The organism is Weeksella sp. HMSC059D05, from assembly GCF_001809725.1.
GTDB lineage: Bacteria > Bacteroidota > Bacteroidia > Flavobacteriales > Weeksellaceae > Weeksella > Weeksella virosa.
Genome location: NZ_KV798548.1, coordinates 125,172 through 125,479, shown reverse-complemented (window position 1 = coordinate 125,479; position 308 = coordinate 125,172). Strand labels below are relative to the sequence as shown.

2 tRNA genes are annotated in these 308 nt (G+C 53.9%); both read left to right on the top strand.

Annotated elements, in window-relative coordinates:
- The first annotated feature begins 53 nt into the window (after positions 1-53).
- Positions 54-127 (top strand) — tRNA-Arg (locus tag HMPREF2660_RS08775).
- 41 nt (positions 128-168) lie between these two features.
- Positions 169-252: transfer RNA gene (locus HMPREF2660_RS08770), tRNA-Ser, on the top strand.
- Positions 253-308 lie beyond the last annotated feature (56 nt).

The window sequence follows — 308 nt, the reverse complement described above, 5'->3', positions numbered from 1 at the left end:
GTCGCAGGTTCGAATCCTGCCACCCCGACATCCGAGAGGTAAAAGTAGCATTGGGTCGCGTAGCTCAGCTGGATAGAGCATCTGCCTTCTAAGCAGACGGTCAGGGGTTCGAATCCCTTCGCGATCACGAAAAGAGTTGTTCTGTTTACAGAATTGTCTAAAAGTATAGGAGAGGTGCCAGAGTGGTAATGGAGCAGATTGCTAATCTGTCATCGGGTAACCGATGCCAGGGTTCGAGTCCCTGTCTCTCCGCTTTCGGGGTGTAGCGTAGCCCGGTTATCGCGCCTGGTTTGGGACCAGGAGGTCGC